At 46.4% G+C, this 7,649-nt stretch carries 7 protein-coding genes, 2 tRNA genes and 2 pseudogenes; 4 read left to right on the forward strand and 7 right to left on the reverse strand.

Annotated elements, in window-relative coordinates; all coding sequences use genetic code 11:
• Window positions 1-207: 207 nt before the first annotated feature.
• The 3 genes from RLO19_RS21800 to RLO19_RS21810 all read left to right on the forward strand — a co-directional run bounded on the left by RLO19_RS21800 (window position 208) and on the right by RLO19_RS21810 (window position 2,064).
• Window positions 208-1,203 (forward strand): hypothetical protein, encoded by a 996-nt coding sequence (locus tag RLO19_RS21800; protein WP_446359521.1) that lies wholly within the window; start codon window positions 208-210, stop codon window positions 1,201-1,203.
• A gap of 77 nt (window positions 1,204-1,280) precedes the next feature.
• On the forward strand, window positions 1,281-1,634 hold the full coding sequence (locus RLO19_RS21805) for a DUF2499 domain-containing protein (protein WP_446333931.1): 354 nt from the start codon (window positions 1,281-1,283) through the stop codon (window positions 1,632-1,634).
• 136 nt (window positions 1,635-1,770) lie between these two features.
• The gene (locus RLO19_RS21810) at window positions 1,771-2,064 is read left to right on the forward strand and encodes a DUF3593 domain-containing protein (protein WP_446359526.1); all 294 of its coding nucleotides are present in this window, start codon (window positions 1,771-1,773) and stop codon (window positions 2,062-2,064) included.
• 96 nt (window positions 2,065-2,160) lie between these two features.
• Here RLO19_RS21810 and lipA read toward each other — a convergent pair whose 3' ends face one another.
• The gene (gene lipA / locus RLO19_RS21815; RefSeq protein WP_446359522.1) at window positions 2,161-3,048 is read right to left on the reverse strand and encodes a lipoyl synthase; all 888 of its coding nucleotides are present in this window, start codon (window positions 3,046-3,048) and stop codon (window positions 2,161-2,163) included.
• Between the two features lie 71 nt (window positions 3,049-3,119).
• Between lipA and RLO19_RS21820 the strand changes: the two genes are divergently transcribed.
• Window positions 3,120-3,193: transfer RNA gene (locus tag RLO19_RS21820), tRNA-Pro, on the forward strand.
• A 64-nt stretch (window positions 3,194-3,257) separates the two neighbouring features.
• Here the strand turns inward: RLO19_RS21820 and RLO19_RS21825 are convergent.
• From RLO19_RS21825 to iscB, 6 genes and pseudogenes are all read right to left on the reverse strand, one after another.
• Window positions 3,258-4,661, reverse strand: coding sequence for a DICT sensory domain-containing protein (locus RLO19_RS21825; protein ID WP_446359523.1), 1,404 nt, complete (start codon window positions 4,659-4,661; stop codon window positions 3,258-3,260).
• A 152-nt stretch (window positions 4,662-4,813) separates the two neighbouring features.
• Window positions 4,814-6,319 (reverse strand): UDP-N-acetylmuramoyl-L-alanyl-D-glutamate--2,6-diaminopimelate ligase, encoded by a 1,506-nt coding sequence (locus RLO19_RS21830; RefSeq protein ID WP_446359524.1) that lies wholly within the window; start codon window positions 6,317-6,319, stop codon window positions 4,814-4,816.
• Between the two features lie 5 nt (window positions 6,320-6,324).
• Window positions 6,325-6,597, reverse strand: a pseudogene (locus RLO19_RS21835) (zinc ribbon domain-containing protein); the annotation flags it as partial.
• A 192-nt stretch (window positions 6,598-6,789) separates the two neighbouring features.
• Entirely contained in the window at window positions 6,790-7,053 is a 264-nt protein-coding gene (locus tag RLO19_RS21840; RefSeq protein ID WP_446359525.1) for a glutaredoxin family protein, read from the reverse strand.
• Between the two features lie 90 nt (window positions 7,054-7,143).
• A tRNA-Arg gene (locus tag RLO19_RS21845) sits at window positions 7,144-7,217 on the reverse strand.
• Between the two features lie 63 nt (window positions 7,218-7,280).
• Window positions 7,281-7,649, reverse strand: a pseudogene (iscB, locus tag RLO19_RS21850) (RNA-guided endonuclease IscB); the annotation flags it as partial.

The following is a 7,649-nucleotide window of genomic DNA, read 5'->3' on the forward strand; positions in this document are numbered from 1 at the left end:
TTCACAAATTGACAATGGATAATGAACAATGGATAATGACCTCTCCTTAAAAGAAGAGGATTGAAATTAAGGAAAATCTTTTTTAATTTCTTCGTAAACGAAGAGGTTTTAGACCCAATTAATCAATTGTCAATTATCAATTATTAATTATCCATTGATAATCACCTTAAATCCTGCCCTGATTGAGTTTTTAGTTTCAAAGAACTGATGATTTCCGAAATACCACTTGGGATAAAAAAGCCATTACTTCCGGCTAAACAGTTGGGACAGACACCGAGTCAATCTCATTCTCTACCTGTATTAGTTCACTCAAATGTTCATAAAATAGACATACTTTCTTCGACTGGGAAAACTGTCTTAGCGGCTATAACCGAGGAAGCAGCTACGGCTGTTGCGGATAAAAGAAAAATACCTGTTCAGTCTGAGCAGATTGAGGAGAATCTAGAGAGGATTGATGAAAATTATGAAGTTGAAACTCGACTCGCTGAAAACACAGATAAACCTGACTTAACTGCAACCATTGATCCAGGGGTTGAGCCAGCCAAAGCCTTTCCGGAATTACCAATTAGTTTGGCAAAATTAAACCCAATTACTGCCTTAGGTCAATTTAAAGTTTTAGGTCAATCTTCTCTTTCTACATTGCAGGGATTAAGGCTGAATTTTGAATCTTTAGCTGAGCAAAAATTAGACGACTTTTCCTTAAGGGGTTTAGAGAATGACCAGAATCCTTTACCTGAGACAAATTTCTCACAATTAAAATCAACCCGTTCCCAAAGGGAAAATTCAGAATTGACTCTAGATAGTCAACCCTCTAGTCAGAGTACACAAACATCTTGGTCAAGTTTGGCTGAATTAGTAGGTGAGGATAGTCCTCCCCCTAAAGATTCACGGGTTATTCAGGATCAAGATGATGCCGAAATTGAAGGGTTCATGTTTACCCCAGAAGGGTTTCGTCCCATTTATGCTAATCCAGGGAAAAAATGGGGCGATGTTCCGGATTTAATCGAAGCGGAAACAGAAACGGTTTCTGGAACCCATCAAATACCCATAGAAACGATTCAACCCTCTGTAAAAATTGCTACATCTTCCCCATCAACAGAACCGGAACTTGTCAGTGAATCCAATTTGCGGATGTTGGCACAGGAAATCTATAAATTAGTCCGACAGCGTTGGCAAATTGAGCGAGAGCGTTATCGTCGTTAAAGGTTTCATGGGCAAAAGAGCGACGGAGGGGGTTAGAATGATTTAGGTTGTGCGATCGCGTAAAGTAAATCTTCTCTATGCATGCCCTTTCAGTTCCCACTTGGATCATTCACGTCTCTAGCGTTATCGAATGGATTGCCGCTATCTGGTTAATCTGGAGCTATGGTGAAATTACGGGCAATCGTTACTGGTGGGCATTGTCTTGTGCTATGCTTCCGGCATTAGTCGGTGCGATGTGTGCTTGTACCTGGCACTTTTTTGACAATCCTGAATCGTTGGATTGGTTGGTTACCCTGCAAGCCTCGATGACGGTATTAGGAAATGTTACGCTTTGTGCCGCCGCTTGGTGGATTTGGCGCTGTTCCCGAAAATCTGATCACAGTGATACAAGCGAACCCGAAAAATCTAAGACGCCTGTTGATGTTGTTTAGCCAAAATACCCGTTCAGTGGTACAGTGAAGCGCTGAATTTTTGGCAAAATCAATACTCTTAGGGGACAAACTAACAAGGGCGCACGTCGTAACAAGGGCGCACGTCGGTGTACCCATACTGTAACTCGATAATGTGATGATTTCCCAAGATACTTTATTTGCGGTTTCTTTATTGCCTTACCTAGGTTTTTTGTGGTTTCTAACTCGTTCCGGACAAACCCCACGGTTGGCGCTGATTGGATTTTATGCGCTGTTGGTATTTGTGGCGGTGACGATTCCGGCGGGAATATATGCAAAGGTGGCTTTGGGGGAGCAATTAGCCAATGTTGATTGGTTGCATGGGAGTGCTGAGTTTTTTTTAACCCTATCTAATATTTTGGTCGTGTTAGGTTTTCGCCAAGGGATTATTCAAAAGCGTTCCTCGTCTTAAGTTGTAGGATGTTATAGTCGGGGCGGGTTTAGTTACATCTCTTGTGAGGTAAGAAACGATAGTAGTAAAACCCGCCCCTACTTGCTCAAAACTCAATCATCCCAGCATCGGCGCTTGTCGGGGATAGCGCTGCATTAATGCTCTCACCTCTCCAGCATGATAGGAACTGCGAGTGAGGGGGGAGGAGACAACTTGTAAAAAGCCGATAGATTCGCCAAACTCTCGCCAAGTATCAAACTGTTCTGGGGTGATAAAGTTAGTCACACCTAAGTGCTTTTGACTCGGTTGAAGATATTGCCCAATGGTGAGAATATCACAATTGACGGCTCGCATATCCTGCATCACTTGGCGCACTTCGGCGTCAGTTTCGCCTAATCCCACCATGATGCCAGATTTGGTATAAATCCAGGGGGCGAGTTTGTGGGTACGTTGGAGAAGTTCGAGCGATCGCGGATAATCTCCTTGAGGACGTACTCGTCGATAGAGTCGCGGGATGGTTTCGGTGTTGTGGTTGAGGACTTCGGGTTGGGCTTGGAGAATGGTGGCTAGGGCGTCCCAATTGCCACATAAATCAGGAATTAATACCTCAATAGTGGTTTGAGGCGATATAGCGCGAATCGCTTCAATGCAGTGGACAAACTGAGATGCACCCCCATCAGGCAAATCATCCCGATTAACCGAGGTAATCACCACATGCTGAAGTTTCAGTCGCCCTACCGCTTCCGCTAATCGGGTGGGTTCTGTGGGATCAAGGGGTTTGGGTTTCTTCTCAAAATCAATATCGCAGTAGGGACAAGCGCGGGTACAAGCCGGTCCCATAATTAAAAAGGTAGCAGTGCCAGCATTGAAGCATTCGCCGATATTAGGACAAGAGGCTTCCTCACAGACGGTATTGAGTGCCAAATCCCGTAAGATTTCCTTAACGTTGCCCACACGCTGCCATTGCGGTGCTTTGACTCTTAACCATTCAGGTTTAACGACCACTCCTGAACATGCTCCCACGAAAGTACCAGTGTTAATCCTAGCAAGTCTGTGGTAGTATGGATGAGATATTGCGGGATGTAGCGCAGCTTGGTAGCGCACCTCGTTCGGGACGAGGGGGTCGCAGGTTCAAATCCTGTCATCCCGATTTATTCTGTTGATTGCCAAATTATTGATCATCTCCTTCTAACGGTAGAGCCTGATCAATTTCATCAATTAGCACAACGGTCGGTAACGGGTAATAATACTTTAAACGTCGCACCTTTGCCCACTTGACTCTTCACCGAAATTGAACCCCCACAACGCAATAACAACTGCTGCACAATGGTTAATCCCAAACCCGCTCCCATTTCTTCTCCAGGAATTGGACGTCCCCGATAAAAACTATCAAAAATCTTAGGAATTTCACTCGCCGCAATTCCACTTCCTGTATCGGTAAATGCAAGCTGAACATATTCCCCCTGAAGACTCCCTAACACCTTCACTTGACCCCCAGGGTGAGTAAATTTGAGACTGTTGTGTAGTAAATTAATGGCGATTTGCCGTAACCAGGTTTCTCGACAGGAAACACTTGGCAGATCAGCTGGGATGGTATAGTCGAGTTGAATCCCTTTCTCTTGAGCCAACGGCTGATAGGTACTCACCACACCGGGAATAATCTGTGCGAGTTCCACGACAGACTTGACTCTAGGTTGGGGTTCGTCGGCTTCAACCAGATCCAGCATTCCCACAATTAATGAATTTTGTCGATCGCATTCACTATTGAGTAGCTGCATATAACGTTGGCGCTGGGCGGGTTTGAGTTGAGGCGACTCCAACAGACTTAGCGCCGTTTTCATATTCGTTAATGGGGTTTTCAGTTCCTGCGCCACTCGCCGCAAGAGTTCGTCTTTATGGCTGAGGTGATGGGTTAATTGGGTGATGGCGCTATTTTGTCCCGATTCAGCCATTGTCCGTGACTGTAAAATTTCCTCCGTTCGCTGTAACTGTTTGATCAACACCTGGGTGATTAATATCTTCTCATCTGTCACCCGAACCAAGGAAAATGGGTTTTTCCCTCCAGCCAGTAACTCATCGGGCGTACTATCTGCGATCGCAATACTTCCTCGGAGTCTCTGCAAAACCTGATAGATCACTCGTCGCTCAAAGGTACAAATAGTCAGCCATGACTGAGACTGATAAGGACTCTCCCCCTCAAGTCGCTGATATGCCACAATCAGACTGGTCAATTGCTCACAAAGAACTAATAGAAACGACTCCCGTTTAAGCTGGCTTCCGGCGGCTAGCTGAATGGGAAACAGTTGAGCATCCGGGTTCACCGGTGGTTCATCCTGAGTTGCGACAGCATCAGAGGCTTCACCAAAACAATTACACCAATAGAGGGTTTGAGGAATACCTATCTGTTGTCGATACCGCAACAGTTCCTCCCGCCACCCGGCGACGGATGGAGACTTAACCCAGATCGTAGCCGGGATTTTTTCCTCAATCAGTACATCAACCATGGCTCCAACTAAGGTTTTGAGTCCCACTGGACTGATTGAGAGTGACTGAGGAGTTGTCAAATTATCTAGAGCTAGCTGGTAAAGGGACAAATCCAGTGTAGGTAGTGAGTTCATCAGGGAGGAAAGTTTTGACCCTTCACTTGGCGTATGGCATAATTTTGACCCAATGCGATCCTCGAGGGAACTTGGGTTTAAGGAATGTAGGGGCGGGTTTCATTACTATCGCTTCCTTTGACCCAAATGTAAGTAAACCCGCCCTGAGTGAGCTAACTAAATCGACCTAAGAGAGCCTCTCGCGCTTGTTCACGGTCATCGAAGTGAATTTTTTCTGTCCCTAATATTTGATAGTCTTCGTGACCTTTCCCAGCAATTAACACCCCATCACCGGGTTGGGCTTGTAAGATCGCCGTGCGAATCGCCGTGGCGCGATCGCTAATTACGATTGGCTCTACAGTAGCCGGAATCCCTGCTAAGATATCTTGGATAATTTTTTCTGGGTCTTCAGTACGAGGATTATCTGACGTCACAACGGCTACATCGGCTAATTCTGCGCCAATTTTCCCCATCTTCGGACGCTTGGTGCGATCGCGATCGCCTCCACAACCAAATACACAAATCATTCTTCCCTGAATAAACGGTCGTGCGGCTTTGAGCAAGTTCTCCAGACTATCCGGCGTATGAGCATAATCGACAATCACGCTAATATCCTGATCCGGTTGAATTTGCACCCGCTCCATCCGCCCGGGTACTCCCGGAAATTGGTTTAAGGCAGTGATCACAATGTCTAGATCTAACCCTAAATTTAACACTGCACCAATGGCAGCCAAAACGTTTGACAAATTATACTGACCCACCAGGGGAGAATTGAACGTCACTTCACCGACTGGCGTGTGCAGCGTTCCTTTAACACCAATCGGCTCATAAGTCAAGTCACTCGTATACAAATCTGCCGAGGCATCATGAACACTGTAACTCCAGGTGCGATCGCGTCCAAGTTGTTCAATTAAACGCTTACCGTAGGGATCATCGGCATTAATAATCGCTTTGCCGTGGAGATAATCGGGATTAAATAATAATGCCTTTGCCGCGAAATAATCCTCCATCTCCCGGTGAAAATCCAAATGGTCTTGGGTGAGATTGGTAAATACAGCGACATCAAACTCACATCCTAGCACCCGACCTTGTGCCAGGGCATGGGAACTGACTTCCATCACCCCTAACTCACAACCCGCCGCTACAGCTAAACTTAGCTGCTGTTGCAGTTCTACGGGAAAGGGTGTGGTGTGAACAGCCGTTTGGGAAAATCCCTGCCATCGGGCATAAAGTGTACCAAAAAGGGCAGTGGGACGCAGGGCTTGGGTGAGGAGAAATTCAATCAGATGGGTTGTCGTGGTTTTGCCATTAGTCCCGGTTACGCCAACTAACTGAAGCTGGCGGGTAGGATAGTCGTAGAACGCCGCCGCCGCTTGGGCGCAGGCTACCGTCATGTCAGTAGCACAGATAATGCAGGGAGGTTCAGCATCGGGTTTCGGCTGAGGCGGGTGTTTTTGTGCCGCTTGGGGAGAAATTAAAGCCGCGACAGCACCAGACGCGATCGCACTTTGCCAAAATTCCCCACCATCTACACGGGTTCCGGGCATACCAATAAACAAATTTCCCGGTTGACAGGCGTGGGAATTAGTACAGATTCCCGTGATTTGGGCGTCAAGTGCTGGATGATTCGGCATTTGCACACTATTAGGAATCGCCTTTAGTAGATCATGTAGCTTCATCTCAATCAACTCCTCACGACGAGAGGGATAGGGGCAAAGAAGAACTTCAGATTAGCACTCCTGTTGCTTAGTAGGATTACGAATGCTCGAAAATCTTCCCAAAGGAACTGGGGAACTTTCTCGCCACAACTGGAGCAATCCTGTGAAGTATTATGGGCGCTTACTGGAATAACCAACTTCCCAGCATTTACGGCAATGTGTGTCAGTATCAACAGAAAGCTTGAACACCCAGCATCCAACACAGATTTAGCCAATCGGGTTCGAGCTAGTCCTTTAATAACCCTCACCATATTTTAATCACCAGTAGCACCTACGACTCCGTGCGCGATCGCTATCAGGCTATGCCCATACAATCCCTTAAACTCCCAGGTCGAGAGCAAAAGACGCTGATTTACAGTGTATTGGGACAAAAACCCCAGACCCAACCTCAACCTGGTTTTTACACCCAGTCGGCTGATGTTCTTTCCAGCTTACAAATATTTCTGTAACATTTTCTCCAACTGCTGCACACTCAAGCGGGGTGAAGGGCGAGGGAGAGGTGTTTCTTGACCGTCTTTGTGATAACACAGAACTGGCACTTCATATTGATAAACCTGGAACCAATCATCCCGCTGGGTAATGTCCCGCACCTCTAACTGAAAATTCAACCCTTGGATTTGTTCGAGCTTTTCTTGTAAACCTTCGCACAGGTGACAACCTGGTTTGCTGTACAAAATTAATGTGTCATTCGTCATGGGTTATTTGTCAACTGCCTCTAGAGCCATGAAGACGGGACGGGGAAGTTTTGAGTGGGAGCGTTTTGAATTAACACCCCAATTTCAGAGCGCCCTCGGTAGGACTCGAACCCACGGCCAAAGGATTAGAAATCCCTTGCTCTATCCACCTGAGCTACGAGGGCATAGATTTATAATACAAAAAATAGACACCTAACTGGCAATATTCATCAACCAATCGATCCCAATGCCAGCGATCGGTTAGAAACCCGATTGCTGCCGCCCTTGGATTTGGGGTGGATATGTTCCACCTGTAAAGGAACGTCAGAAGCTCCACAGTAAGCACATTGGTGGTTCCATTTGGTCAATAGATACTCCCGAACTTCGTAACCAAACAGCTCTCCTTTTTGATACTCAATGCCAGCTATTTCTGGGTTATTGAGTCGCTGAGTATCGAACCGTACCAGTTCCATCGAAATAAAAGAAATTGGAGCCAACTTTCTCAACCGATTTACCCAAGTTAGAGTAGTGTCTACCCGATGTTGGAGACTAGGAGCCAACCAGTCGGTGGGACGTTTGCGGTTGCATCGAGGCTTGCGGTATCGAGTATGACGGTT

This window comes from Coleofasciculus sp. G2-EDA-02 (genome assembly GCF_040226375.1).
In the GTDB taxonomy this organism is placed as follows: Bacteria; Cyanobacteriota; Cyanobacteriia; order Cyanobacteriales; family Coleofasciculaceae; genus Coleofasciculus.